At 43.1% G+C, this 24,064-nt stretch carries 22 protein-coding genes; 12 read left to right on the forward strand and 10 right to left on the reverse strand.

Features of this window, described 5'->3' with window-relative positions; genetic code table 11:
- Positions 1-625: 625 nt before the first annotated feature.
- Both ACQZ43_RS07730 and ACQZ43_RS07735 read right to left on the reverse strand, forming a co-directional pair.
- Entirely contained in the window at positions 626-2,563 is a 1,938-nt protein-coding gene (locus ACQZ43_RS07730; protein WP_430615499.1) for a heavy metal translocating P-type ATPase, read from the reverse strand.
- Between the two features lie 204 nt (positions 2,564-2,767).
- Positions 2,768-3,457, reverse strand: a complete 690-nt coding sequence (locus tag ACQZ43_RS07735) for an OmpW/AlkL family protein (RefSeq protein ID WP_430615502.1) — start codon at positions 3,455-3,457, stop codon at positions 2,768-2,770.
- Positions 3,458-3,690: 233 nt separating this feature from the next.
- Here ACQZ43_RS07735 and ACQZ43_RS07740 point away from each other — a divergent pair, with 233 nt between their 5' ends.
- Positions 3,691-4,050, forward strand: coding sequence for a CoA-binding protein (locus ACQZ43_RS07740; protein ID WP_430615504.1), 360 nt, complete (start codon positions 3,691-3,693; stop codon positions 4,048-4,050).
- On the opposite strand, the gene ACQZ43_RS07745 is transcribed toward ACQZ43_RS07740, so the two are convergent.
- Positions 4,047-5,543, reverse strand: coding sequence for a sodium:solute symporter (locus ACQZ43_RS07745; protein WP_430615507.1), 1,497 nt, complete (start codon positions 5,541-5,543; stop codon positions 4,047-4,049). The genes ACQZ43_RS07740 and ACQZ43_RS07745 overlap by 4 nt on opposite strands.
- A 100-nt stretch (positions 5,544-5,643) precedes the next feature.
- On the opposite strand from ACQZ43_RS07745, the gene recR reads away from it, so the two are divergent.
- The 4 genes from recR to ACQZ43_RS07765 all read left to right on the forward strand — a co-directional run bounded on the left by recR (position 5,644) and on the right by ACQZ43_RS07765 (position 9,833).
- Positions 5,644-6,264, forward strand: a complete 621-nt coding sequence (recR, locus tag ACQZ43_RS07750; RefSeq protein ID WP_430615510.1) for a recombination mediator RecR — start codon at positions 5,644-5,646, stop codon at positions 6,262-6,264.
- Between the two features lie 358 nt (positions 6,265-6,622).
- Entirely contained in the window at positions 6,623-6,868 is a 246-nt protein-coding gene (locus ACQZ43_RS07755; RefSeq protein WP_430615511.1) for a FeoA family protein, read from the forward strand.
- Positions 6,865-9,048, forward strand: a complete 2,184-nt coding sequence (gene feoB / locus ACQZ43_RS07760; protein ID WP_430615513.1) for a ferrous iron transport protein B — start codon at positions 6,865-6,867, stop codon at positions 9,046-9,048. The genes ACQZ43_RS07755 and feoB overlap by 4 nt, the downstream gene beginning before the upstream one ends.
- Before the next feature lie 176 nt (positions 9,049-9,224).
- On the forward strand, positions 9,225-9,833 hold the full coding sequence (locus tag ACQZ43_RS07765; RefSeq protein ID WP_430615515.1) for a CHAP domain-containing protein: 609 nt from the start codon (positions 9,225-9,227) through the stop codon (positions 9,831-9,833).
- A 60-nt stretch (positions 9,834-9,893) separates the two neighbouring features.
- Here ACQZ43_RS07765 and ACQZ43_RS07770 read toward each other — a convergent pair whose 3' ends face one another.
- The 5 genes from ACQZ43_RS07770 to udk all read right to left on the reverse strand — a co-directional run bounded on the left by ACQZ43_RS07770 (position 9,894) and on the right by udk (position 15,891).
- The gene (locus tag ACQZ43_RS07770) at positions 9,894-11,216 is read right to left on the reverse strand and encodes a DEAD/DEAH box helicase (RefSeq protein ID WP_430615518.1); all 1,323 of its coding nucleotides are present in this window, start codon (positions 11,214-11,216) and stop codon (positions 9,894-9,896) included.
- Between the two features lie 202 nt (positions 11,217-11,418).
- Positions 11,419-13,542 (reverse strand): methylmalonyl-CoA mutase, encoded by a 2,124-nt coding sequence (gene scpA / locus ACQZ43_RS07775; protein WP_430615521.1) that lies wholly within the window; start codon positions 13,540-13,542, stop codon positions 11,419-11,421.
- Between the two features lie 9 nt (positions 13,543-13,551).
- Positions 13,552-14,928 (reverse strand): methylmalonyl-CoA mutase subunit beta, encoded by a 1,377-nt coding sequence (locus tag ACQZ43_RS07780; protein WP_430615522.1) that lies wholly within the window; start codon positions 14,926-14,928, stop codon positions 13,552-13,554.
- Between the two features lie 10 nt (positions 14,929-14,938).
- Positions 14,939-15,277: an FtsB family cell division protein gene (locus ACQZ43_RS07785; RefSeq protein WP_430615524.1), complete on the reverse strand. Its 339-nt coding sequence runs from the start codon at positions 15,275-15,277 to the stop codon at positions 14,939-14,941.
- Between the two features lie 5 nt (positions 15,278-15,282).
- Positions 15,283-15,891, reverse strand: coding sequence for a uridine kinase (gene udk / locus ACQZ43_RS07790; RefSeq protein WP_430615527.1), 609 nt, complete (start codon positions 15,889-15,891; stop codon positions 15,283-15,285).
- Between the two features lie 333 nt (positions 15,892-16,224).
- Here udk and ACQZ43_RS07795 point away from each other — a divergent pair, with 333 nt between their 5' ends.
- From ACQZ43_RS07795 to ACQZ43_RS07820, 6 genes are all read left to right on the forward strand, one after another.
- Positions 16,225-17,052, forward strand: a complete 828-nt coding sequence (locus tag ACQZ43_RS07795; RefSeq protein ID WP_430615529.1) for a siderophore-interacting protein — start codon at positions 16,225-16,227, stop codon at positions 17,050-17,052.
- A gap of 92 nt (positions 17,053-17,144) precedes the next feature.
- Positions 17,145-17,603, forward strand: a complete 459-nt coding sequence (locus ACQZ43_RS07800) for a copper resistance protein NlpE (RefSeq protein WP_430615531.1) — start codon at positions 17,145-17,147, stop codon at positions 17,601-17,603.
- 198 nt (positions 17,604-17,801) lie between these two features.
- Positions 17,802-18,701 carry a 3-hydroxyacyl-CoA dehydrogenase gene (locus ACQZ43_RS07805; protein WP_430615532.1) on the forward strand — a complete coding sequence of 300 codons (900 nt, stop codon included), beginning with the start codon at positions 17,802-17,804 and terminating at the stop codon, positions 18,699-18,701.
- A 296-nt stretch (positions 18,702-18,997) separates the two neighbouring features.
- Positions 18,998-19,633 (forward strand): NAD(P)H-dependent oxidoreductase, encoded by a 636-nt coding sequence (locus ACQZ43_RS07810; RefSeq protein ID WP_430615535.1) that lies wholly within the window; start codon positions 18,998-19,000, stop codon positions 19,631-19,633.
- Between the two features lie 38 nt (positions 19,634-19,671).
- Entirely contained in the window at positions 19,672-20,574 is a 903-nt protein-coding gene (locus ACQZ43_RS07815; protein ID WP_430615537.1) for a 3-hydroxyacyl-CoA dehydrogenase, read from the forward strand.
- A gap of 221 nt (positions 20,575-20,795) precedes the next feature.
- Complete coding sequence (locus ACQZ43_RS07820) at positions 20,796-21,023, forward strand: hypothetical protein (protein WP_430615540.1); 228 nt, start codon at positions 20,796-20,798, stop codon at positions 21,021-21,023.
- Between the two features lie 37 nt (positions 21,024-21,060).
- Here the strand turns inward: ACQZ43_RS07820 and ACQZ43_RS07825 are convergent, their stop codons facing one another.
- Both ACQZ43_RS07825 and ACQZ43_RS07830 read right to left on the reverse strand, forming a co-directional pair.
- Positions 21,061-21,579: a GNAT family N-acetyltransferase gene (locus ACQZ43_RS07825; protein WP_430615543.1), complete on the reverse strand. Its 519-nt coding sequence runs from the start codon at positions 21,577-21,579 to the stop codon at positions 21,061-21,063.
- A gap of 157 nt (positions 21,580-21,736) precedes the next feature.
- Complete coding sequence (locus ACQZ43_RS07830; protein ID WP_430615546.1) at positions 21,737-22,237, reverse strand: hypothetical protein; 501 nt, start codon at positions 22,235-22,237, stop codon at positions 21,737-21,739.
- Positions 22,238-22,522: 285 nt separating this feature from the next.
- Between ACQZ43_RS07830 and ACQZ43_RS07835 the strand changes: the two genes are divergently transcribed.
- Positions 22,523-23,344 carry an alpha/beta fold hydrolase gene (locus ACQZ43_RS07835; RefSeq protein ID WP_430615548.1) on the forward strand — a complete coding sequence of 274 codons (822 nt, stop codon included), beginning with the start codon at positions 22,523-22,525 and terminating at the stop codon, positions 23,342-23,344.
- Positions 23,345-24,064: the final 720 nt, after the last annotated feature.

The following is a 24,064-nucleotide window of genomic DNA, read 5'->3' on the forward strand; positions in this document are numbered from 1 at the left end:
TAATTGTGCGCACCAGCAAGATGCTGGCGCGAGCACTAGTCATGCAAAGGAGTTCTTTTCCGCATTAAAAACGTAGTCCTTATATATTTTCTACAAACCAAGGCGCATCCGCGCATCGGCAAATAAGCGAATAAGCTTTTATTCGCTGGTGCCAGCGTCGCGCTGGCACCCATTTATGTTTATTGTTGATTCGTTGATTTGCTGATTCGTTTATTCGAGGGGTGTCAGTAGAATATGCATTTTGTAGAAATGGTTAGTCACTAGCAGAGTTGTTTATTCGATAGTTGACGTAAAGGTGTTCAACTTCCGAGTAAAAAATGCGTTTTTTAAATACTTTCTGCAAACCAAGGCGCATCCGCGCATCCGCAAATCAACGAATAAGCTTTTAATTGTGCGCACCAGCAAGATGCTGGCGCGAGCGCTAGTCATGCAAAGGAGTTCTCTTCGGGATTAAAAACGCAGTACTTATATATTTTCTACAAACTAAGGCGCATCCACGCATCCGCAAATAATCGAATCAGCTTCTCCTTGGGTTCAATTCCGAATAAAAATTGCAATCCTTAAATCCTTTGTACAAAATATGGCGCATCCGCGCATCCGCGAATAAGCCCCTAGGAAAATCGTATTAATCGATTTTACTGCGTTGAATGCGCACGGCATTGAGTATAGCAATCAAGGCTACACCTACATCGGCAAAAACCGCTTCCCACAGTGTGGCATTACCCGTAGCTCCTAAGGCGAGTACCAAGATTTTAACACCAAAGGCCAATGTTATATTTTGGTAGACGATTTGACGCGTTTTTTTACCAATTTTAATGGCTGTTGGTATTTTACTTGGCTGATCGTTTTGAATAACGATATCTGCGGTTTCTATAGCGGCATCACTACCCAGTCCTCCCATAGCAATACCGGCATCAGCGAAGGCGAGCACCGGTGCATCGTTGATACCATCTCCGATAAAGGCAATTTTACGACCTTGATTTTTCAAGGTTTCCACGTGTTTTACTTTGTCCTCGGGCAGCAGGTTCCCATAGGCCTCGTCTATGCCGAGTTGTTGGGATACTTGGGCGACGATTGTACTTTTATCCCCGCTTAGCATGACGGTTTTTATTCCCATCTGATGCAGTTTTTCAATAGCCGACAAAGCATCTTCTTTGATTTCGTCTGCAACGGTAATATAGCCGGCATAGGTGTTGTCAATGGCAAGGACTACGATGGATTCCACGATGTTATTCACTTCACTCGGATAGGCAATCTGAAATTTGTCGAGCAGTTTAGAATTCCCTGCCAATACGGTTTTTCCCGCTACGATTCCCTTTAGACCGTGTCCGGCAATTTCTTCGACGTCGGTGGTTTCCAAAGGTGTGCTAGGCTGGCCATAGGCAACTATAGCCGTAGCGATGGGATGGGTAGAATGTTGTTCTAAGGCTACGGCAAATTGAAGGAGTTCCGCTTCACTCTGCGTAGGACTGTGTATCTTTTGAACCTCAAAAACACCTTTTGTCAGGGTTCCCGTTTTATCCATAACCACGGTATCGATTTGCGTCATCACATCCAGGAAGTTACCGCCTTTAAACAGTATACCGTTTTTGGAGGCCAATCCGATTCCGCCAAAATACCCTAGGGGAACCGAAATAACCAAGGCACAAGGACAAGAGATGACTAGAAACACCAAGGCTCGGTACAACCACTCAGAAAAAACATAGGGAGTATACCACAAAGCAGGGGCAAACGCGATTAAAATGGCTAGGGCAACGACTATGGGGGTATATATTTTAGCGAATTTGGAAATGAATTGCTGGGTTTTTGATTTACGCGCTGTGGCATCCTGTATCATTACTAATATTTTTGACAGTTTACTGTCTTCAAACTTGGAAGTAACTTGAATTTCACAAACGGTATTGAGGTTAATCATACCAGCGAGTACCTGTTCTTGAGCATTTTTGGTGTCGGGTTTACTTTCACCGGTTAGCGCAGCCGTGTTAAATGAGGCGGTAGGGGAGCGCAATATTCCGTCCAGACCAACTTTTTCTCCGGGTTTGATTTGTATGATTTCCCCTATGGCTACAGTATGCGAATTCACTACTGTGGCGACTTGATTGCGCAACACCGTAACTTCGTCAGGTCGGATATCGAGTAGGGCCTTGATGTTTTTTTTAGCCTTGTCTACTGAGGCGTGTTGAAAGAGTTCGCCTACCGAATAGAACAACATAACGGCAACACCTTCGGAGTATTCCCCTATGGCAAAAGCACCGAAAGTGGCGATGGTCATTAAAAAGAATTCGGAAAATACATTTCCCTTTTTGATTTCCTTAAAGGCCTGTATATTTACCGGTAATCCCACGTACATATAAGCGACCAGGTACCAGATTACGCGAAGCGGGTTTTGGAAAAAAGCCATTTCGAGTTGTTCCATAACAATACCAGCCACCAAAAAGATAAAGCTGATAATTGCGGGTAGGTAGGTTTTCCAGACTTTTTCCTCTTGTTCTTCGTTGGTGTTAAAGTCCAGCTCGTCGTGTTGGTGATCGTCGTGTGAATGATCGTGATTATGTGTAGCCATGATACTAATGTTTAAAGCGTTTTTAAAGTGGTGATGCTGTCGAAAGCAGCCGTTGACCCTTTGTTTTAAACAAAATTAGCTAATGTTATTTCAATAAAAGAATATTATCGAAGTTTGTAAAATGTTTGCAATACAGTTGCATATTAACAAAAAAGCCACCCCAAAGGGGCGGCTCAAAAAAAAATACATCTATTTAAAAAAAAATTAAAAGCGCATACCTACTCCAAATCCGAGCAATAGTGGGTCGATGGTTACATCAGCTGGAATGTCTAAAGGACCTCCTGCTAAGTTGGAAGCATCTACGGTTACGTCGGTTTTTAAGAATATCTTTTTAACGTCAAAGTTGATAAAGAAGGTGTCGTTGATATCGATGTCGAAACCGATTTGGAAAGCGTATCCAAATTTGTTTTTATAATCGACATTCTGAACGGTATTACCCGTTTTTTTACTGTGGAAAATCGTGTAGTTAACACCGGCTCCTACATAGGGTTTAAACACATCACCCGCATATACGTGGTACTGCGCCATTAATGTAGGGGGTAAAAGCCAAACACTTCCTAAATCTACATCGACACTATTGGGTAAACCAACGGCGGTTAAATCCGAGGATGTGGTGTTGACATTGTGTTTAGTCGTCCCTAAAATTAGCTCAGCAGCGATGTTTTTGGTAAAGAAATAGGTGAAATCTAATTCTGGAATAAAGCTGTTCGAAAGGCTTACTCCGCCACCAATGGTTCCAATGGTAGCACTCTCATTGGGAACTACCCCAACACCACGTACTCGAACCATCCATTTTTTATAATCTTGGGGTTCTTTTTGTTCTTGCTGTTCTTGTGCCATAACACTTCCTGTGAACAGTGTTAAACTTAATAAGGTTAGAAAGATTTTTTTCATGTCTACTGTTTTTATTTTATACCGTAAAGATACCGAGGAAAAACAGCCTCAAAAATGATACTTATCATAGGAAAATAAAGAGTTTTATGTCATTTTAATTGCTAGTTTTTGTCGTAAAAAAATGAAAAGTAGCTTGGTTTTTATGTATAATGTTATTTTTCGAACAATCATCTAAATAAAAACTTAAAAAATACAAAATATTTTGTAAATTTGAGTTTAAACATTCTAGAGGTATGAAAAAATCATTGGTCATTGGAGCCTCTTTGGATCCTCAGCGTTATTCCTTTAAGGCGATTGCTATGCTGCTAGAGCGCGAAAACCCTGTAGAAGCTATCGGCTTAGAGCAGGGAATCGTCTCGGGTGTCCATATTCATTGTACGCAACCTCAATTTGTGGGAATCGATACCATAAATATGTATATCAGTCGGCTATCGCAAGCAGATTTTTACGATTATATACTGCTTTTAAACCCCAAACGCGTCATCTTTAATCCCGGTACTGAAAATCCAGACTTGTATTATTTGCTTTCTGCGAACAATATTGAATACGACGAGGCCTGTACTTTAATCATGTTGAGCAGGGGGCGGTATTAAGCGACCCGCTTTCTACTGATTGCTCCGAGTAGTAGAAAAGTAATCAGTCCATTGACCACAATCAACTCACTGTCGAAAACATAGTTTCCAAAGAGTATACTCGAATTGGTACTGATCAAATAAGTAGCCAAGGGAGAGAGTATACAAATCAATGGAACCCAGCGGTCTCGAACCGTAACGTTTTTCATCAGTATGCTAAAGCTAAACAATCCGAGTAAGGGGCCGTAGGTATACGAGGCTATTTTAAAAATCATACTGACCACCGAGGCATCATTGATGGCGTTGAACAACAGGATCACTAAAAACATCAGCGTCGAAAAACCCAAGTGAACCAATTTTCTATAGAACACATTCTTGTTGTTCTGCGCTTGTGCCGCTTTATCCATGTGTAGAAAGTCAATGCAAAACGAAGTCGTTAATGCGGTAAGTGCTGAATCGGTAGTGGCAAAAGTCGCCGCTGTTAGTCCCAATAAAAAAACAATGGAAGGGACGATACTCAAGTGGTGAAAGGCGATTTCGGGAAACAATAAATCCGTTCTCGGTTTTCCCGTAGCGGCATCGAGTGGGATGTCTACGCCATTTTGCTGTGCATAGATGTACAACAACGCACCAACACCTAAGAAGAACAGATTGATTAGCACAAAGATAGCCGTAAACGTATACATGTTTTTTTGGGCTTCTTTGATGTTTTTACAACTGAGGTTCTTTTGCATCAAATCCTGGTCCAAGCCCACCATGGCTATAGTGACAAACATTCCGCCTATGATTTGCTTGACAAAGTGAAAGCGGCTTTCGACAAAATCTTCAAAGAAAAATATTTTGGAATACTGACTTTCCTTCACCGTTTCAAAGGCTTGCCACAGCGATAGATCCAAGGAGTCGCAGATGAAATAGATGGTTAGCAATACGGAGGAAACCAAAAAGAAAGTCTGCAGCGTATCGGTTACTATAATCGTTTTTAATCCCCCTTTATAGGTGTATGCGTAGATCAGTAGCAAAGCGAGGAGTACCGTGGCAAAAAACGGAATCCCGAAATAGTCGAAAACGTAACGTTGCAAAACGATAACCACTAAATAGAGTCGAAACGCCGAGCCTATGGTTCTGCTGACCAGAAAAATACTCGCGGCCGACTTATAGCTGTAGTGTCCCAATCGCTTTTCGATATAGGTATAGATAGAAATCAGATTATACCTATAATATAAGGGCAGTAGAACGGCTGCGGTGATGATAAAACCCAGCGCATTGCCCAGTACAAATTGAAAGTACTTAAACTGCTCGCCACTGGGTGCACCCACTTCGCCGGGCACCGAGATAAACGTGACTCCAGACAAGGCCGTTCCCAGCATACCAAAGGCTACTAAATACCACTTGGAGTTCTTATTGGCCATAAAGAACGCATCGTTGCTGCTGTCTTTTCTACTGATATAGTGAGAAATGATAATCAAGAAACCAAAATAGAGTACAATGATGGTAAAAATAGTTATTGGAGTCATGAGTATTTGTTTTATAAAAATCAAAAATAAGTAATTTCACCCTAAAAAGTTCATCTCAAAAGCAAATAGATAGCGAACTAGAAATTACTATCTTTGCAAGATGGAATTTCCTTCAAAATTACTAGAAAAAGCCGTTGAAGAAGTATCGCAACTTCCCGGTATTGGAAAGCGTACCGCTTTGCGTTTGGTGTTGCATCTCTTAAAGCAAGCACCAGATCAGACGAACCATTTAACCCAAGCCTTGCTCCAAATGCGAAACGATATTAAGTTTTGCAAAAACTGCCATACCATTTCAGATGTGGAAATATGTCAGATATGTGCCAATCCAGCTAGAGATGCTTCTACCATTTGTGTGGTCGAAGACATACGCGATGTGATGGCCTTGGAAAATACCCAGTTGTACAAAGGGGTTTACCACGTTTTGGGCGGTAAAATATCGCCTATAGACGGTGTGGGCCCCAGTCAATTAAACATCAGCACCCTTTTGCATAAAGTAAAATTGGGCAACGTCAAAGAGGTGATTTTCGCCTTGAGTTCTACTATGGATGGAGATACCACCAACTTTTATATTTACAAACAGCTCAAAGACTGTCAGGTACTCACTTCGACCATCGCCAGAGGTATTGCCATAGGGGACGAATTGGAATATGCCGATGAAGTTACTTTAGGACGCAGTTTGATGCATCGAATTCCCTTCGAAAGTGCCTTTAAAGTCGTCTAAAACAATTCTGCCACAGTTTTTTTCGCAAAGCGGAAGGAAGGCCGGTTCATATCAATTTTTAACCTAGCGCTAGGAACGGCGTTGCAAGTGTTTCGAAAAATGGGCGACTATGCAGTGGGTTAGCTTTCTTGAATCATGCTGTGCCAATTGTCGGTGTTGTCCGGATATACGTGTAAAACAAAGATAAACCGCTGCAGATTTTAAATTTGCAGCGGTTTATTTGTTTTAAAAAGGTTGAATTGTCGGTTTTCATTAAGAGATTTTTTAAAAGCCAAGGATAAATTAAAAGGATAAATTATTTTTTAGATTAATCTAATTTTGTACTTTTGCTAGGCTAAATAACTTGAATGCGATCATTATGAATCTATCAGAACTCAAAAAGGGAGAAAAAGCGAGGGTCATAGGGATCTCTCAAGGATGTACGGCAGAAGTACATCAGCGTTTTTTAGACCTGGGATTTGTCAAAGGAGTAGCGATAGAAATTCAGAACATTAGTCCGCTGCGCGATCCCGTAGCATATAATATTCACAATACGTTAATTTCATTGCGTTTGGACGATGCAAAAATGATTGCGATTGAAAAAATAGAACACGAAGAATCATGATAAAAACCGCCTGCGATAGTTGCGACTTAAACACCACCTCCGACCTTTTAAAATTGGGTGAGGTGTCGGGGAAGCACGATTATACGATTGCCCTTGCAGGAAATCCCAACACGGGGAAGAGTACCATTTTTAATGCCTTGACCGGATTAAAACAGCATACGGGAAATTGGCCGGGAAAAACCGTTACTCGAGCAGAGGGAAGTTTTTCTTACCGCGCGCATCAGTATAAATTAATCGATTTACCCGGTACTTATTCGCTGCTTTCGACTTCTGAAGACGAGGAAGTAGCCCGTGATTTTATACTTTTTGGCCGACCGGACGTTACCGTTGTCGTCGTCGATGCGGGCAGGTTAAATCGACATTTGAGTTTGGTGCTTCAAATTCAGCAAATCACCAACAAGGTCATCGTTTGTTTAAACCTGATGGACGAGGCAACTCGACACGGGGTCGAGATCGATGTTAGGGCCTTGTCGCGGGATTTGGGCGTACCGGTTATTCCGACTTCTGCGCGAAATAAAGAAGGAATACAAGAGTTGCTTTTGGCCATTGATCAAGTGGCCACGGGAAAGCTACAACCCAAAAGTCATCCTATACAGGGCATTCCTGTTGCTTCGCAAAAAGCTGTAGCCCAGGTATCCGAAAGTTTATTGGCTTTGGATGCGAATCTACCAAGTGTGTCTTGGTTGGCGATGCGCCTGATTCAAAATGACGAGAGCATCAAAAAGGCTTTAATCGACGGAACGCTGTCGCCGGTGATTGATTCGGATTCCATTTTGGAAACCTTCGCTTTAGCGAGGAAGTACCACGAAGAACTCGGCATGAAGTATGCCGATAATTTGGCTGAAGCTATTTTTGCACAAGTGGGCAAAACGGTTAAAAGTGCGGTAACCACGCAAGACAATCCCCGTTCATTTCGCGTCGATCGTGCCATCGATAACATAGTGACCAGCAAGATATGGGGATTTCCCATCATGTTGTTGTTGTTAGGAGTTATCTTATGGTTGACGATAGTCGGGTCGAATTATCCATCGAGTATGTTGTCCAATTTGCTTTTGGACCAGTTGTATCCGTTGTTAAAAAGCGGTGCGACAGCTGCTCATTTCCCATGGTGGTTAAGCGGATTCCTAATCGACGGCGTGTATTTGGCCACCGCTTGGGTGGTTGCGGTCATGTTGCCGCCTATGGCCATCTTTTTTCCGCTATTTACACTCTTGGAAGACTTTGGATACCTGCCTCGAGTGGCATTCAACTTAGATCGTATTTTTAAAAAGGCAGGTGCCCACGGCAAACAAGCCCTAACGATGAGTATGGGTTTTGGTTGTAATGCCGCAGGAGTAGTGGCCACGCGAATTATCAACAGCCCCAGAGAAAAATTGATTGCCATTATAACCAATAATTTTTCGCTCTGCAACGGTCGCTGGCCCACGCAAATATTAATCGGAACTATTTTTATAGGTGCTTTAGCACCCCCGTATTTGTCGAATACCATTTCAACTTTAGCCGTAGTGGGTATTGTAGTTTTGGGAATCGGATTTACCTTTTTTACTTCGTGGTTGCTGTCCAAAACCATGCTTAAGGGAACTTCTTCCTTTTTTACCTTGGAGTTGCCGCCCTACCGTCCGCCCAAAGTATGGCAAACCATTTATACTTCCTTGATCGATAGAACGTTGATCGTATTGGGACGTGCAGTTGTTTTTGCAGCTCCGGCAGGGGCGATTATATGGTTGATCAGCAATATTCATTTGGGCAGCGGCGAAAGCGTGGCTGTAGCGACCATTCATGCGTTAGATCCAATCGCGATGATAATCGGCCTCAATGGCGTGATACTCTTGGCCTATGTATTGGCGATTCCCGCCAATGAGATTGTGATTCCGACTATACTGATGCTCACTGCGATGACACTCGGCGATCCGAATCTGGGCTCGGGCGCCGGAGTGATGTTTGAAGTTTCGGATGCGGAAATCGGCTCCATCTTGCACCAAGCGGGCTGGACCACCTTGACCGGTATTAACTTGATGCTGTTTAGCCTGCTACACAATCCGTGTAGTACGACCATATATACGATTTACAAGGAAACCAAAAGTGCCAAATGGACGTTTGTCGCCTCGGTACTTCCCATCGTATACGGTGTTATCGTTTGCTTTGCAATCACATTACTTTGGAACGGGTTGTTCATTTAACAAACGGCCGAGTAAAAGTAGCAAGGAATTATTAATCGTGATTTAAGTTTTTTTATAGGTAGATAAAATTTATACACGCACCAGTCACCGGATGGTAGCACCGGTTGCAGATTCCAGATTTAGATATCCCTACAAGGGTTGTAGCGAATGTTTATCTTTGCGGAAAATAATGAGCAATGTCTTTAAAGAAAATAGCAATCGTAACGGCGCTACTCGGCGGCTTGCTCCTGGTGGGAGTACAGCTGCGAAACACCTATTTTTACAATGCCGATCGCACTATAGGCGAAGCGGTCGATAGTCTAAATGGCGTCGTGGTATATTACAACGGCGGTGTGGGAAATGTGGGAAAGCGCAATCTGTCCGTCGATAATTACAATTTGGGAATGGAATACCAATGTGTGGAATTTGTCAAGCGCTATTACTACCAGCGATTAAACCATAAAATGCCCGACAGTTACGGCAATGCTAAGGATTTTTTTGATGCGCGTATCGCCGATGGGCAACGCAACGAAAAACGCGATTTATGGCAGTTTACCAATCCGAGTGCAAGCATACCACAGCCAGAGGATTTGGTAATCTACAGTCCTACGGTATGGAACCGTTTTGGGCATGTCGCCATCATTGCTGAAGTAGGGGTGGATTCCATCGAAATTATACAGCAAAATCCGGGACCTCACGGTTCATCTCGAGAAAAACTTGCCTTAAAGCGCAGTGGCGATCGTTGGTTGATCGACAACAGTCGCGTATATGGATGGTTGAGAGTGGATTCTCTGCACCGTAAATAAAGCGAGCAGTCAAAGCTATTGACTTTGTGATTGCGATATAGGGATAAAAAAAAACGTTGGTTAATACCAACGTTTTTTGTTTTCTTTAGAACTGGCCGATTTTCTAGATTTCGGACTGCCTTTGGCAGCGGTCTTGTTTTCGGTTTTGGCTTCGGTTGCCGCGGGGGTATTTCTACTTCCACTGCGATTGGCCGGTTTTTTCTTCGCATTTGCCGAAGTGTGTAATTCTTCTTTAAGCTCTTCATCGGTATACGGAAAAGGATGGTTGTCTACCGTTTTTACGTGTACGTTGGTCAGCTTTAAGATATCTTTCCAATACGGTTTCTCGTCTGCACTACAAAAGGAAATAGCAATCCCTTCATGTCCCGCTCTTCCTGTACGACCGATACGGTGTACATAGGTTTCAGGTACGTTGGGCAAATCAAAGTTGATCACATAAGGCAACTGATCGATGTCGATTCCTCTTGCGGCAATATCGGTGGCCACCAATACGGTGGTTTCTTTGGCTTTAAAGCTTTCAAGAACTCTTTGTCTAGCCGATTGCGATTTGTCTCCGTGTATGGCTTCGGCTTTTACCCCGTTCTTTTTCAGGGCTTTGACCACGTTGTCTGCGCCGTGTTTGGTTCTGCTAAAAACCAAGACACCAGACAGCTTCTCTTCGCTGATCAAATGGTACAACAGCTTGCGCTTGTTGAGCTTACTTACAAAGTATATCTTTTGTTTGACCGTTTCTGCGGTCGAGGAGACAGGGGAAACCGTTACGTATTTTGGCGACTTCAACAAAGTGTCGGCCAATTCTCTAATAGCTATCGGCATGGTAGCCGAAAACAAGAGGGTTTGCCTGTTGTCTGGCGTTAATTTGACGATTTTTTTAACATCGTTGATAAAGCCCATGTCCAGCATCTGATCCGCTTCGTCCAAAACCAAAAAGTGCAGGTGATCTAAATCGATAAACCCCTGTTTGTTTAAGTCTAAAAGACGACCAGGCGTGGCGATTAAAATATCGACGCCCTTTTTGAGTTGGTCCACTTGATTCACTTGTGAAACCCCGCCAAATATCGTTAGCTGATTTAGGTTGGTGTATTTGCCATAGGCGTCGAAATTCTCGCCGATTTGAATGGCCAACTCCCTAGTAGGAGTTACTATTAATGCGCGGATTTTCTTGGCTTTTTTACTGGAACCCACCATGTGGTGTAGGTGGTTTAGAATCGGAATGGCAAAGGCCGCCGTTTTTCCGGTTCCGGTTTGCGCACAACCGACTAAGTCTTCTCCATTTAAAATAATGGGAATCGCTTTTTCTTGTATCGGTGTAGGCGTGCTATATCCTTGATCGATCAAGGCGCGTTGTAAACTTTTATTTAGAGATAATTCTTCAAATGTCATAAATATAATTCTAGGCTTTTATTAAAAGCGTCATTGTATCTTGCAAAGATAGTGCATTTCGACTACAGCAGGGGTATACTGAGCGGGCTAATGAAGTAAATTTGCCATTTTAGTTAAAATAGAGACGAGAAAACCACTGAGAATTAGTGGAAATCGCCACTCAAAAAAAAACACCGTTGTAAAAACGGTGCTTTTTAAAGGATTATTCGGCGTCGCCGATGAGAATTTCTAATATAGTGATGGCCGCTTCACTAATTTTGGTCCCGGGACCAAAAACCGCTACAGCGCCGGTGTCGAAGAGGAATTGATAGTCTTGTGCGGGGATTACACCACCGACGATGACCATAATATCATCTCTACCGTAATTCTTTAGTTCTTGGATTACCTGTGGTACCAGTGTTTTATGTCCGGCAGCCAAAGAGGAAACCCCCAAAATATGCACGTCGTTTTCAACGGCCTGTTTGGCCGCTTCGGCAGGTGTTTGAAACAGTGGACCTATGTCGACATCAAAGCCCACATCGGCATAACCTGTAGCCACTACCTTAGCGCCGCGGTCGTGACCGTCTTGCCCCATCTTGGCAATCATGATACGCGGACGGCGTCCTTCGATTTTGGCAAACTTATCTGCTAAGACCTTCGCTTGTTCAAAGCTAGCGTCATTTTTTATTTCCTTGCTATACACCCCGCTAAAAGATTTGATTTGTGCCTTAAATCTACCAAAAATTTCTTCAAGTGCATCACTAATCTCCCCTAAAGTGGCTCGGTGTTTGGCGGCTTCAACGGCCAATTCCAATAAATTGCCTTGTCCGCTTTGGGCGCTGGCTGTAAGTTGCGCTAAGCAAGCCTTTACCCGGTCGTTGTCGCGGGTCGCTTTGATGTGTGCCAAACGCTCCAATTGCTGCTTTCTTACCGTTTCGTTGTCGACCTCTAAAATGTGAAGCGGATCTTCTTTTTCCAAACGGTATTTATTGACACCTACTATGGTGTCCTGACCGCTATCGATACGCGCCTGCTTTCTTGCAGCCGCTTCTTCAATTCTCAATTTGGGAATTCCCGCTTCTATAGCCTGAGTCATACCGCCCAATTCCTCCACCTCTTCGATCAAGGCCCACGCCTTGTGTGCGATCTCATGGGTGAGGTGCTCGACGTAAAAACTACCGGCCCAAGGGTCTACGGTTTTGGTAATCTTGGTTTCTTCCTGTAAGAATATTTGTGTGTTCCGCGCTATACGTGCAGAAAAATCAGTCGGTAAGGCGATGGCCTCGTCCAAGGCATTGGTGTGCAACGACTGTGTTCCTCCAAAGGCTGCCGCCGATGCTTCGATACACGTTCGCGCCACATTGTTAAAGGGGTCTTGTTCGGTCAAACTCCACCCAGATGTCTGACAGTGCGTGCGCAAAGCCAAGGATTTGTCGCTAGTAGGATTGAATTGCTTGAGCAATTTTGCCCACAACATCCGTCCGGCGCGCATTTTGGCAATCTCCATAAAGTGGTTCATACCAATGGCCCAAAAGAATGAAAGACGCGGGGCAAACTCGTCGATTTTCATTCCCGCTGCCAAGCCTGTTCGGATGTATTCCAAACCATCTGCCAGGGTATAGGCCAATTCGATGTCTGCTGTGGCTCCTGCTTCTTGCATGTGGTAGCCAGAAATGGAAATCGAGTTGAACTTCGGCATGTTTTTACTGGTATACTCAAAGATATCCGCAATAATCTTCATCGAAGGTGTCGGCGGATATATATAGGTATTACGCACCATAAATTCTTTGAGAATGTCATTTTGAATGGTGCCGGATAATAATTTGGGATCCACGCCTTGTTCGATAGCCGCTACGATGTAGAACGCCATAATCGGCAGTACTGCACCATTCATCGTCATCGATACAGACATTTCGTCTAGCGGAATTTGGTCAAACAGGATTTTCATGTCCTCGACACTGTCGATGGCCACTCCGGCCTTTCCCACATCTCCCACCACGCGGTCGTGATCGGAATCATAACCCCGGTGTGTGGCTAAGTCAAAAGCCACCGATAAACCCTTTTGTCCCGCAGCTAAATTTCGTCGGTAAAAAGCATTGCTCTCCTCTGCGGTAGAAAATCCTGCGTATTGACGCACCGTCCAAGGTCTGCGCACGTACATCGTGGCATAGGGACCTCTTAGATTGGGGGCAAAACCCGCGGCAAATCCGATGTGTTCCAGGTTTTCAATGTCTTCCGAGTTGTATTTTTCCTTAACTTGAATCCCCTCGGCAGTAGTGAAAGCTGATGATACAGATTTTCCTGCTGCTAAAACATTCAGTTTTAAGTGTTGTAAATTCTTTCTCATAGTTCGTCCTTATTGTGCGTTGGTTTTTTCGGTCTCCAAGCGTTGTTGTTCCAGTTTTTCTGCTAATCGCCTTTCAATAATCGGGACAATCAGCGTTTTTCGCGGGTTGGATTTTACGAACGGGAACAACTCTAAATCGTGAGCCATGCGGTCTTGTGGATTGGGGTACTTATTGGTTCCCAATAAAATTTCTTTGCCCGTGTCAAAGAGTTCTTGTTCTTTTTGAGCATTTTCAGCGATTTTTCGCTGTATCGTTCCCTCGATCAGTTGCGTAATCCAACCGCCGTTAGCCTCTATGTCCTTAAAGAGCTCAAGGGCTTTTTCCGCTAACTGCTGGGTAAGGCTTTCGATGTAATACGATCCCTCCGCCGGATTGTCGACGATGTCGAAATAACTCTCTTCCTTTAAAATCAACAGCTGATTTCGAGCGATTCGATCGCCAAATTCATTGTCTTTGTGGTATAGGGCGTCGTAGGGTAAATTGGTCACTACATCGGCACCGCCCAATATGGCGCTCATGCACTCCGTAGTGGTACGAAGTAGATTGACGTTGTAATCGTAAATCGTTTTATTTCGCTTGGTAGGTGCTGCGATGATTTCAAAGCTAAAGTCACTGTGGTATTCTTTGCCCACGAGTTCCAACAACCAACGCAAGGCGCGTATTTTTGCAATTTCAAAAAAGTAATTGGTACCTACCGCCACCTGAACCAACAGCGGTTGCTTGCTGTTTTTTACCCGATTCCAATACTCGTTGGCGTGTGCCAGCGTATATGCAATTTGCTGTACCATATTGGCACCGGCATTTTGATATAGCGAACTGTCTACGCTGAGCAAGTGAATTTTTAAATCGGAATCCTGTAAGCGGTTTAAAATTTGAAAGTCCTTCTCCAGGTTAAAATACCAATTGCCGTCTTTGGCCAATTGCGCAATTGGATCCACTTGAATCCAAATTTGAGCCTGACGCGCTACGGCAATAGCATTGATTCTACGAAGGTATTCCTCGTCTAAAAAACCTAATGAGAGGTAGATGACTACCGATTCCAAGGGCAAAGCTTCCAAGAGTGTTTCCGGTGCGATGTTTTTATCTTCAATGGTAAATCGCAATACTTCCGCACCGCGTTCCAAGGTTTTCAATGCTCGGGCTGTCGATTTTTCTACATCAAACACAAAAATATCTTGAAGAATCTTAAACTCAGATATCGTTGTTGCTATCGGATTAGGGGGTTGAGTGTCGTCGAAATGATAAAACGGACGCACTTTTATTCCCTCTAAGCTTTCCCAAACCAAGGTGTCGTTGTAATCGGCTCCTTTGAGTTCGTATTGAATCAGGTTTTTCCACTCTTTGGAGGAAACACGATCAAAATCTTCAAATAATTTATTAGTCATAGGAATTGATTTATGGAGTTTCAGCAGCGGTTAGACTGTCGAACTCTATGATGTAAATGTCTTCATTATCGCGCTTCATATAGTATTTCTCTCGGGCATATTTCTCCGTAGCCTCGCCATTCTTTAAGCGTTTAATCGCCTTTTGGTCGCGCAGGATCTCGTCTTGAAAATAGGCCTTGTTGTTTTCGAGGTCGTTGGTGATTTTGTTGAGTATGCGGTGCTCTAAAAAGGAATAGTTGTCGATAAACAACATCCAGATTATAAAAAATAACCCCACGAGAAAAAAACGATTTCGAAGCAGTCGGGGAACCGGAAATTTTCTTTTCTTTTTTTCGATCTCTTCACCCATGATGTTTAGGATATTTTTTGATTGATAACTGTTCGAACCATATCAATGGCTACCGTATTATAAGTGTCATAGGGAATGATAATGTCTGCAAATGCCTTTGACGGTTCAATAAACTGCTCGTGCATGGGCTTTAGAGTCGTTTGATAGCGGTTTAAAACCTCTTCCATGTCGCGGCCTCTATCGGCGATATCCCGCTTTAAACGGCGAATCAATCGCTCGTCTGAATCGGTATGCACAAAGATTTTTATATCAAAGATATCTCTTAATTCCGGATTAGCTAATATAAGAATTCCTTCCACAATCATCACCTTTCGAGGATGAGTAAGTACGTAATCGTCCGTCCTATTGTGCTTGACAAAGGAATAAACCGGCTGATTGATGCTGTTCCCCGCTTTTAATTCTTGCAGGTGTTGCGCCAAAAGCTCAAAATCAATCGATCGTGGATGATCAAAGTTAATCAGTGCCCGCTCGTCAAAATTTAAATTATCCGTAGCCTTATAATAGGAGTCCTGTGAAATAATACCCACTTCAGCACCCGGTAATTCATTCATAATCTGATGAACTACGGTGGTTTTTCCACTACCAGTTCCTCCTGCAATTCCTATAATTAGCATCGTCGTTTTGTTTTTGCAAAAATAGGAATTTATATACGAGCTGGGAAGGTTTTTCTCCTAAAAAACACCGGTCAAGCCACTGCCTTTGAAAAGAATGCCGGTCGATACCCGCCTTTTTAATCGCGGTGATTCGCGGTCTATTTGGCAATCTCAAGCGCAAACGCCTGCGCAAAGCGAGTCGGACCTGTGCAGCTCGCTCTGAGATAGCGGCATAGGAACTCAAATATTTGTTAATTATTATTTTTAACGATTCTAAATAGATGTAATTCGTTATATTTGACTTTTAGGTTTGAAAAACCTATATGTTTAATTTTACTGTAATACCAGGTTTATATGGCTAAGAAAACAGATTTAATAGCTCGGGTGTTTTATTTAAAAAACCGAACTTATATCACGCCCAATTACATTCGCATCGCTTTGGAGAACGATTATATAAGTGAATACAAAAATGCGACCATAGGAGTAAACAACAAGATTTTTGTGGCTCCCGAGGGGACGGATAAGGTTCATTTACCGGAGTTTGATTCCGAAAAGATGGATTGGAAACCGATGGCCGCCGAATTGCGTCCACACCGCAGAACCTATACGCATAGGGGAATCGATTTGGAGAAAAATGAAATTTATATCGATTTTGTCGCACATGGCGACGATGGACCGGCTTCGGCTTGGGCGATTCACGCGCCAATCGGAGCGGAGTTGGGGGTGGTGATGCGCAAAGAACCGCACCAGCTCTATGTGAAAGCGGACTGGTATTTGCTCGTTGGTGATGCGACGGCAATTCCCGTATTGGCGGCCATTTTGGAAGATTTGCCCGCAACAGCTCGCGGTTTTGCGGTGATTGAAGTAGAAAGTGTCGAAGATATTCAGCAGATACACACCCAATCTCAGGTGTTTATCAAGTGGATAATCAATCCGACTCCCGGTCAAAACAGTACCTTGGCTTCTGAAGCCGAACAATTGGTCAGCACGCTCGACGAGGTTTCAAAATTTGCCTATGTCGCTGCGGAGTTTTCGACGGTTAAAGCCATTCGTACCCTGCTGAGAAAAACCTTACTATGGACCTCCGACGAATTGCACGCGTATTCCTATTGGAAGTATGGGAAATCTGAAACCAGCTCAGAGACGGATAGAAGGGCAGAAAGAGAAGAAATAGGAGCCTAGCTCTTTTAGTGTGGAACGATTTGAAAATAGAACAAGGTGTTTAGGCATTGTTTTTGCTGTTTAATCGATATAAAAAACAAAAAATAATTGCTATGAAAAAAATTTTTGCTGTTTTGCCCGTTTTAGCCCTTTTCGTGGTTTCGTGTAACTCCTCTAAAAAGGAAGCGACAACTACAGCTGCAGACTCGCTGACCACCAGTACAGAAGTGGTCGATATGCACAATGCTGAAACCTCGTTGGATATAGCCGGTACCTATAAAGGAGTGCTGCCATGTGCAGACTGCGAGGGTATAGAGACGGTGATCGAATTGAAGGACGACAATTCTTATGTGGTAACCACGGTGTATTTAACGGAAAAGACCGGGGAGAAAACCTTTAAGGAAACCGGTACCTGGAGCATTAAAATCAGTACGGTGAGCTTGCAAAGCGATGCCAAAGATGCCCCAGAGCCAACCCAATTCTTCGCCGGTGAAAATACCTTGACGCATTTGGATGAAGCGGGTAATAAAATAGAGGGAGCTCTAGCGGAAAATTACATTCTACGAAAATAAAACAAAACTTTTTTAAAGTTTTAAAAATCCCGTTTTTAACGGGATTTTTTTGTTAATTTATAGGGTTAAGTTCGGTGTAAATACTTAAAAAACAGTTAATTATTTGTTTTGCTGCTTTGATTTTTGTATATTTAGAAAAGTACTTGTTATTTGATGAAGTACGGCCTTAAATGAGTTCATAATTAATTTACTAAATATATGGTTTTTAAAAAAGTATTAGCCGCTGGTAGCGGTGTGTTGGGTTCGCAGATTGCATTTCAAACGGCTTTTCACGGTTATGATGTTCATATCTACGACCTCAATCAAAAAGCGATTGCCTATGCCAAAGAACGACTGACCAAACTAAAAGACAACTATAAACAAGATTTAGGCGCAACCCAACAAGAAGTGGATGCGGCTTATAACCGAATTGTTTTCTTTACGGATTTGGAAAATGCCGTGGAAGACGTGGATCTGGTTATCGAATCGGTACCTGAAGACCCCGAAATAAAAAAGGATTTTTACAAGCAGCTCCGAGAGGTTGCTCCGGAGAAAACGATTTTTGCCACCAATACCTCTACGCTATTACCCAGTGATTTTGCCTCGATTACCGGTAGGCCTAAGAAGTTCTTAGCCCTGCATTTTGCCAATGAAATTTGGAAGAACAATACCGCAGAAATCATGGGGCATGCCACCACGGATAAAGCGGTTTTTAAAGCGATCGTCTCCTTTGCCGAAAGCATCGGAATGATTCCCCTGGAATTGCATAAAGAACAGTCGGGCTATCTGTTAAATTCCCTATTGGTACCCTTATTAGATGCCGCTATGGATTTGCTCGTTAAAGATGTAGCGGATATAGAAACCATAGATAAAGCATGGGTAATCGGTACCGGCGCAGCGGTAGGTCCCGGAGCGATTTTTGATACCGTGGGACTCAACACCGTTTATAATATCAATAAGATGAAAGCGGAAAAATCTAAAAACCCTTGGGACGAAAAAGTAGTCGCTTATATTAAAGAGCACTTTATCGATACCGGAAAACTAGGTGTTGCCGAAGGTCAGGGATTCTACAAATACCCAAATCCGGCCTATCAAGACCCGGATTTCTACAAAAAATAAAAACGCCTATCGGTCAAATATTTACGCTGTTTTGGCGTTTTATTTAAACCGCTAAATGGAATATGCTGAAAATAACGGTTTGCATACGCATGCCGTTATTTTCGTTTTTTGACACCAGCTTATAAGACTTACACTCGATTTTTAACCGATCAGCTGCCGTCTTTTCTAAGATGTCATGGGATTCCTGTATTCCTGTCGGACTGAGCAGTGCGAATGCTTTGGTTGGTTTACCGAAGGAAACGGAGGCGGTTTCACCTGGAATTGGAAAAAGAAGAACATTAATCAGATAAAAAATTATGGAATTATTAGATGCATTAAAATGGCGCTATGCCACCAAAAAATACGACCCGACCAAAAGGGTTTCAGAAGAAATGGTCAAACAATTGTTAGAAGTGGCTCACTTGGCACCCACCTCTTCGGGTTTACAGCCCTTTAAAGTGGTCGTGATTTCAAACCAAGCGATTAAGGAATCCTTAGTGCCTCATTCGATGAACCAGCAACAAATTGCCGACTGCTCGCATTTATTGGTATTTGCCGCATGGGATCGCTATACTGCCGAGCGTATCGACGGGATCTTTAAAAAAACCACCGCAGAGCGAAACCTGCCGGAAACCGCGATGACCGAGTATGGAAACCGCATAAAAGACTTGTACCTCAATCAAACTGCCGAAGAAAATTTTGTACATACAGCTAAACAGACGTATATTGCTTTTGGAATGGTCCTGGCAGCAGCGGCAGAATTGAAGATAGACACCACGCCGATGGAGGGGTTTGACACCGCTGCCTACGACAAAATTCTAAATCTCAATGAACAGGGGTTAAAGTCCGTCACCGTAGTGCCTTTGGGGTATCGCGATGCCGGAAACGATTGGTTGGTCAATCTTAAGAAAGTGCGCCACGCGAAAGACGACTTCATCATTGAAATGAAATAATTAGAATCACGGACTAGAAAACGATTAATTACAAGGCGATGCAATTCAAAAAAATTACAACAGCGGGAAGCGGTGTATTAGGGGCACAGGTAACTTTTCACGTGGCGTTTCACGGTTATCAGGTGTCGTTATACGATTTAAATGAGGAAGTGCTGACCAAGGCAAAAGCGCGATTTGTACAGTTGAAAGCGATTTATATCAACGAATTGAATGCCACGACACAACAAGTCGACGATGCCCTTGCTCGGATTGCTTTTTTTACCGATTTAAGCGAAGCGGTCAAAGATGCGGATTTGTTGATTGAATCCATACCGGAAGATCCTGCGGTTAAAAAGAGCTTTTTTGCACAACTCGCACAGGTCGCTCCAGCGAAAACCGTCTTTCTCACGAATTCCTCGACCTTGGTACCCAGTCGCTTTGCCAAGATTAGCGGAAGGCCAGAAAAGTTTTTAGCCCTGCATTTTGCCAATGAAATTTGGAAGCGCAATACCGCAGAAATCATGGGCCATAAAAATACCGAGCCCGAAATCGTTAAAGAAATAGTGCAATTTGCGAAAACACTGAATATGGTGCCGATTGAATTGCGCAAAGAACAGTCCGGCTATGTATTGGATAGCTTGTTGATACCGTTGCTTAATGCCGCGATGAATTTGTTGGTCAACGAAGTGGCCGATGCCGAAACCATCGATAAGGCTTGGGTCATTGGATCCGGTGCCGAATTGGGTCCCTGCGCTATTTTGGATTTAGTAGGACTGACTACCGTTTATAACATTCATAGAATTAGTGCCGTAAGAACGAAAAACCCGATGGAACTCAAAAAGATGAACTACCTCAAGGAAAACTTTATCGATCAGGGGAAATTGGGAAAGATATCCGGACAGGGTTTTTACACCTATCCCAATCCCGCATTTGAACAACCCGACTTTTATAAAGCAAAGTGAGGGTGTCCGCTAACCCGTGAAATCGACCGTGAAGAACTTGCCGTTTGTAAGCTGTTCTAATCGCCTAATTTGCTGCGGTTTATTAGAAAACCGCTCGTGCAGACTCTTTTTTTTTAAATCTAAAAATACTTTTCCTTGGCTTAATTAAAATTTCTTACCTATTTTTGGTCGTAATCAATTAATAAATGGGCATCGGCCTAAAACCAAAATAAATAGAACGTATGAAATTAGGAGATATTGACGTAGTAGGCGAAATCATTGATTTAAATTTTCAATTGTTGAGAACTCAAATCCTTTTAGAAGAGTTGATGAAACACAATGCAGAGCATTTAAAACTTCCCAGCCAAGAGGCGATGGTGGAAATTAACGAGTTTACTTTAAAGTCCATACAAAAGAAATTTCCCAATATGAATATTGGAAAAAAAGTAGAAGAACCTACACAAGAATAAATAGCGAAAAGACTGCCTATGGGGAGTCTTTTTTGTTTTAAGCCCTTTGAGTACTGCGCGTGATGCGGTAGGTCAATCGATATCGCTCATCGTCCATTTTGGTCTTTTCCACAAGTTGCATGCTCGATTTTTCGGAAACCCGTACTGAACCGATGTTGTGTGCGTACATTCTGCTGCTCACATGCTGAGCGTCTAATTGGCAAAAACAATAATTGATCAAACCTCGGCAGATTTCCGTGCCATAGCCCTCATTCCAAAAGCGACTTCCTAAAATATATCCGATTTCTAAATCTTTTGGATTATCAAACGAGTTGTATACACCGGCTTGCCCGATAAAGTCGCCGGTTTCCCGCTGTATCAGAGCGTAAATTCCCATGCCCGTACCGTTGTTTTTTACATGAGCTGCCCATTTTTCCATGAGGTCGGCCTCCGTCCACCGTACGAGATTGTTCGGAATGTACTTCATCGTTTGGGCATCGTTGTACATGTTTAGTAAGGAGGGGATGTAAATCGCGTTCATAGCGACGAATTGCAGGCGTTCGGTTTCTAGTATCATGGGAAAGGAGATGGGGCGATGAGGTGCTTACGGTCGGTTGCCATAAGTGCAAATATAGAAAAAGAGACAGCTTCCAACAGAAGTCAATCTCTTTTAGTTTTTTATTTGGAATAAAGAGCTTGTTCAATTAGCCCTTGAGGTATTTACAGTGGGGAAATTACTGACAAAAACTCGCGCTCCACTCTTGTTGACCGCGGTCCAATCGACAGATATAACTCTCTTTGATTTCATCCACACTGGATTTGCCGTTGCTGTTCTTTACCACTCGCATAATTACTTTTCTGTCTTTCACAGAGTCGTCGGAGAGGTTTTCTTCGAGAAGCTGCACTAGGGTTTTTCCGTTGCCCGAAGACAGTTTGGTAATCACGTATTTGTAATTGGCTTCCGCATGTTTGTCTTTAGGACTGTATTCGTGCATCATTTCCTCTTCTGAAGTGATTTTTTTTGCCGCAATCCTTTGGTTTAAATCGTCGATAGTCGAATTGCTGATGATTCGGTATTCGGCCACTTCTGCTGGAGTTTCGGGCTTGTCGTCTGTAGGAGCTGTTAGCGAATCAGGGGTGTTGATTGGGGTTGCAGGAAGGGTTTCTTTTTTATCTTGACATCCCGTTAGGGTTGCCAACGCGAGAAATACAAATGCGAAGCCGTGATTTTTCATAATTTAATTTTTTAAAGGTTAAAAAAAGTAATTTTCTAGAAAACGTAATAAATATATGATAATTAAATTAATTATGCAAATATTGTTTCAATTTTAGAGGTATGTTGTTTTTTTGTTTAATAATTGGCTTTCGGACTTGTTATATCACAAAAACACCACTTGGATTTCTCACTAAAATAGCGGCTGTGGCATATCAATGCAGTTTTTTTTGACTTTTAATGGGATTATATATTTGTAAATGAGGGTATTATTGGGTATATTTAGGCAATGTAAAGGTTTGTAAAAATGAAGAAATTAGAAGTTTATAGCACGCGGAATGGAGGGCAAATTAGTTATCGGGTTTACGGTGACGAAACGGGCTTTCCAATATTGGTGCACCACGGTTTGTTGGGGAGTTCGCTGTTGCCGGATTCTTGGTCGGTTCACGCTAAAGAAGCGCGTTTGCGGCTGCTCGCTATCGATCGTCCCGGTTATGGCGAGTCAACGGCAACGGGACAATTGAAATCGATATCCGATTGGGGGGCGTGGATAGCCCCGTTGTTGGATGAACTTAAAATTGGAGATTTCGGTACCATAGCGGTGTCTGCCGGTGCTCCTTATGCTTGGGCGGAGGCCTGGTATTTTAAGGAGCGCGTCAAACAGCTTTGGCTGCTGAGTGCTGTGCCTACCGTATTTAATCAGAAAATACTGAGTCATTACCCCCGAGAAGAACGGGAGAGTTACGAGCGCTTCAAGAGCAGTAGTGAAGGAGAAATAGCACAAGATTATTACGATTCTCTCAAGGAACTCCAGCGCCAATTTAAGGATACGGATGGCGTTAAAAGGCGGATTGATGCGGCTTTGTCCAATGCCTGTGTAGGGGTGGCGCGAGAAGCTAAAATGCAGGTCTCTGACTGGGGATTTGAGGCGGCAGCTTTAGGAGTGCCCATGGAGTTTTGGCATTCCCCTAAAGACGATATGGTTCCTATTGCTGCTGTTGAAGCCATGATTGCTCCTTGGCCGCATGCGATTTTGCATTTACAAGATAAAAAAAGCCATTTCCCCAGTAAGGAAACCGTAGATGAGGTGTTTGAAAGCATTAAAACCAAATTGTCTACCCGTTTTTAAGAAGAGGATGCCGTTTGGTGGTGTGTGGATTGCCGCTACTATATATAGGAAGGGTCTGTTCGTTGATTTGCCGATGCGCGGATACGCCTTGGTTAGTAGAAAATATTTAAGGACTACATTTTTTATTCGGAAAAGAACTCCTTTACGCAACCTAGCGAAAACGCCGCTCGCGCCAGCATCTTGCTGGTAAAAGCCTATTCGCTTATTTGCGGATGCGCGGATGCGCCTTGGTTAGTAGAAAATATTTAAGAACTGCATTTTTTATTCGGAAACTGAGTTTGTTTATGCAAATATCGAATATGTGTGGCTCGCGCCAGCATCTTGCTGGTGCGCACGAAGAAAACGCTTATTCGCTTATTTGCCGATGCGCGGATACGCCCTGTTTTGTAGAAAGTATGTAAGAGCTACATCTTTAATCCGTAAATGAGCTCCTTTGCGCAACCCGGCAAATAAGCGAATCAACAAATCCGCAAATCCGCGAATAAACAAATCCTCGAATCCGCCCTTTACTATAAGAAGCTATCTTCTATTCTACGCCACTCTCGAATCCGCGAATCAACGAATCCTCGAATCTGCAATGAACTAACTATTTCCACAAATCGTGTATTCTCCGCATCCCGGCGAATAAGCGAATCAACGAATAAACAAATCCGCAAAAAAAAAACCAAGCTATCTTCTATGTTAACAGCTGGTTACCATATCCCCGGCAAAATCCCCTTA

This window comes from Flavobacterium sp. JP2137 (assembly GCF_050562195.1).
Classification (GTDB): domain Bacteria; phylum Bacteroidota; class Bacteroidia; order Flavobacteriales; family Flavobacteriaceae; genus Flavobacterium.

Bases quoted from the DNA above. Each gene is read 5' to 3' on its own strand.
- ACQZ43_RS07730 (WP_430615499.1), bottom strand. From the start codon at position 2,563: ATGGCTACACATAATCACGATCATTCACACGACGATCACCAACACGAC.
- ACQZ43_RS07735 (WP_430615502.1), bottom strand. From the start codon at position 3,457: ATGAAAAAAATCTTTCTAACCTTATTAAGTTTAACACTGTTCACAGGA.
- ACQZ43_RS07740 (WP_430615504.1), top strand. From the start codon at position 3,691: ATGAAAAAATCATTGGTCATTGGAGCCTCTTTGGATCCTCAGCGTTAT.
- ACQZ43_RS07745 (WP_430615507.1), bottom strand. From the start codon at position 5,543: ATGACTCCAATAACTATTTTTACCATCATTGTACTCTATTTTGGTTTC.
- recR (WP_430615510.1), top strand. From the start codon at position 5,644: ATGGAATTTCCTTCAAAATTACTAGAAAAAGCCGTTGAAGAAGTATCG.
- ACQZ43_RS07755 (WP_430615511.1), top strand. From the start codon at position 6,623: ATGAATCTATCAGAACTCAAAAAGGGAGAAAAAGCGAGGGTCATAGGG.
- feoB (WP_430615513.1), top strand. From the start codon at position 6,865: ATGATAAAAACCGCCTGCGATAGTTGCGACTTAAACACCACCTCCGAC.
- ACQZ43_RS07765 (WP_430615515.1), top strand. From the start codon at position 9,225: ATGTCTTTAAAGAAAATAGCAATCGTAACGGCGCTACTCGGCGGCTTG.
- ACQZ43_RS07770 (WP_430615518.1), bottom strand. From the start codon at position 11,216: ATGACATTTGAAGAATTATCTCTAAATAAAAGTTTACAACGCGCCTTG.
- scpA (WP_430615521.1), bottom strand. From the start codon at position 13,542: ATGAGAAAGAATTTACAACACTTAAAACTGAATGTTTTAGCAGCAGGA.
- ACQZ43_RS07780 (WP_430615522.1), bottom strand. From the start codon at position 14,928: ATGACTAATAAATTATTTGAAGATTTTGATCGTGTTTCCTCCAAAGAG.
- ACQZ43_RS07785 (WP_430615524.1), bottom strand. From the start codon at position 15,277: ATGGGTGAAGAGATCGAAAAAAAGAAAAGAAAATTTCCGGTTCCCCGA.
- udk (WP_430615527.1), bottom strand. From the start codon at position 15,891: ATGCTAATTATAGGAATTGCAGGAGGAACTGGTAGTGGAAAAACCACC.
- ACQZ43_RS07795 (WP_430615529.1), top strand. From the start codon at position 16,225: ATGGCTAAGAAAACAGATTTAATAGCTCGGGTGTTTTATTTAAAAAAC.
- ACQZ43_RS07800 (WP_430615531.1), top strand. From the start codon at position 17,145: ATGAAAAAAATTTTTGCTGTTTTGCCCGTTTTAGCCCTTTTCGTGGTT.
- ACQZ43_RS07805 (WP_430615532.1), top strand. From the start codon at position 17,802: ATGGTTTTTAAAAAAGTATTAGCCGCTGGTAGCGGTGTGTTGGGTTCG.
- ACQZ43_RS07810 (WP_430615535.1), top strand. From the start codon at position 18,998: ATGGAATTATTAGATGCATTAAAATGGCGCTATGCCACCAAAAAATAC.
- ACQZ43_RS07815 (WP_430615537.1), top strand. From the start codon at position 19,672: ATGCAATTCAAAAAAATTACAACAGCGGGAAGCGGTGTATTAGGGGCA.
- ACQZ43_RS07820 (WP_430615540.1), top strand. From the start codon at position 20,796: ATGAAATTAGGAGATATTGACGTAGTAGGCGAAATCATTGATTTAAAT.
- ACQZ43_RS07825 (WP_430615543.1), bottom strand. From the start codon at position 21,579: ATGATACTAGAAACCGAACGCCTGCAATTCGTCGCTATGAACGCGATT.
- ACQZ43_RS07830 (WP_430615546.1), bottom strand. From the start codon at position 22,237: ATGAAAAATCACGGCTTCGCATTTGTATTTCTCGCGTTGGCAACCCTA.
- ACQZ43_RS07835 (WP_430615548.1), top strand. From the start codon at position 22,523: ATGAAGAAATTAGAAGTTTATAGCACGCGGAATGGAGGGCAAATTAGT.